3 protein-coding genes are annotated in these 1,500 nt (G+C 33.7%); 2 read left to right on the forward strand and 1 reads right to left on the reverse strand.

The features are described from left to right. Together ASC36_RS10340 and ASC36_RS10345 are read left to right on the forward strand one after the other, a co-directional pair. Window positions 1-758, forward strand: a 758-nt coding sequence (locus tag ASC36_RS10340) for a polymorphic toxin type 50 domain-containing protein (RefSeq protein WP_245630771.1), incomplete at its 5' end; no start/stop codon positions are given. Between the two features lie 2 nt (window positions 759-760). Next, window positions 761-1,063 carry a hypothetical protein gene (locus tag ASC36_RS10345; protein WP_055426409.1) on the forward strand — a complete coding sequence of 101 codons (303 nt, stop codon included), beginning with the start codon at window positions 761-763 and terminating at the stop codon, window positions 1,061-1,063. A 125-nt stretch (window positions 1,064-1,188) separates the two neighbouring features. Here the strand turns inward: ASC36_RS10345 and ASC36_RS11105 are convergent, their stop codons facing one another. After that, window positions 1,189-1,317: a hypothetical protein gene (locus ASC36_RS11105; RefSeq protein WP_260182379.1), complete on the reverse strand. Its 129-nt coding sequence runs from the start codon at window positions 1,315-1,317 to the stop codon at window positions 1,189-1,191. Between the last annotated feature and the right edge of the window lie 183 nt (window positions 1,318-1,500).

The raw sequence follows: 1,500 nt of genomic DNA on the forward strand, positions 1-1,500 counted from the left end.
TGGAGAGAGAACATTACATAGACGGGCAACACAACGGCGGAGTGTATAACTCGTTTAATCTCAATACGTATATTTATTGTTATCAAAGCCCTGTACTTTTAGTAGATCCCAACGGGAAGCAGACGGAATTTTGGAATACCCAAGAGCCCTCTATGGCAGAATATATAGTAAGCGCTACAGTAGGCTTTATAGGAGAAGCCAGAGCAGGAGTAATGAATTTAGCCTCTCGAATACTAGGTGAAGAAAGCCGATATAGAGGAGATGGCGGTATAGGAGTAGTAAAATTACCAGAGGGTTCCACCACCAGCATTGTAGAAGATGTATTAGATGCAACGGTAGGCATAGTAACAGCCAGATTTGGTGTATCAGCAGGAGTCTTAGCTCAGGAAGTAAAAGGAGGCGCAAACGAAGGGAAAAATATAGTAAAGGATATTTCTAAAGAAGTAGGCAAATCTGTATCTAAAACTATTCATAATGGGAAACAAGGTAAACATATAGTAGGACATAATAATTATATAGAAGGAAAATCAATATTAACAGAAAATGCTCAAAATTTACTTAATTCATTTCACGCAGGAGATGTTAAAAATATAGAGGCAATATCAGATGTTAAAACTAGAGTAGATTTTGGGAAACATATAGGGATTTATATAGATCAAAGTACAGGTCTTCCTATACCTACTACAAAAGGGATAATTCATAATTCAAAATCTGGAGCTCATATAGTTCCTTCTGCACCAATACCAAAAACTAATTAAAAATGGAAAATACAGAAATAAGAGTTAAAATTTTACTTTCTATTCAGAGAGCTTTATTGGGAATGATATACTCCTCGATTAGAGCTATAGCAGTAGGGTTCGAAAAGACTGAAAAATTAAAAGTAATTTATTATTTAGATAAAAAACCCACAGAAGATGATTATGATAGTATAAGTGAGGTTACTACTGAAGTTTTGGCGGATATAGATTTTTCTGAAGTAGAAGAAAAATGTATTTTTACATTAGAACCTATTTCTAAATTAGATAAATTAAATTCTTGGGTTTATATGAGAAAAGAGTTATGAGATTAGTAGTTTAAATAAAAAACGCTTTTCTTACTTACAGTCCCCAAGATTAAAGACAAATTAGACTTTAAATATTCAGTAGATATTAATAGAAGAGAGTCCGATTTATTCGGGCTTTTTTCGTTTTATTCTTTATACATTAAATCCAAGAGTTCTAGCTCGTCAATAGGGGTAAGTGAACGAATAAGAGAAATAATATTGAAAATGTCCCATTGGTTGTGTTCCGAGTAATTAGGGTAGGAGATATCCATCATAATAGCAGTTTGCGTAATTTTACAAAGGGAATAAAGAGTAAAACTATTTTTTTATCATTAAACTAATTAGTATTTTTACCACTCTGACCATTTGGAGGGCGTTGCGTTAAAAAATGCATGAGAAGCATTTTAGCGACGAGCCAGCCTGTCGCGAGGGAAAGTTATATAACTAACTTAGACGGC

Source organism: Apibacter mensalis (assembly GCF_001418685.1).
Lineage (GTDB): Bacteria > Bacteroidota > Bacteroidia > Flavobacteriales > Weeksellaceae > Apibacter > Apibacter mensalis.

What these genes read in the sequence shown, in the direction of transcription:
- ASC36_RS10345 (WP_055426409.1), top strand. Translation starts at nt 761, where the DNA reads ATGGAAAATACAGAAATAAGAGTTAAAATTTTACTTTCTATTCAGAGA.
- ASC36_RS11105 (WP_260182379.1), bottom strand. Translation starts at nt 1,317, where the DNA reads ATGATGGATATCTCCTACCCTAATTACTCGGAACACAACCAATGGGAC.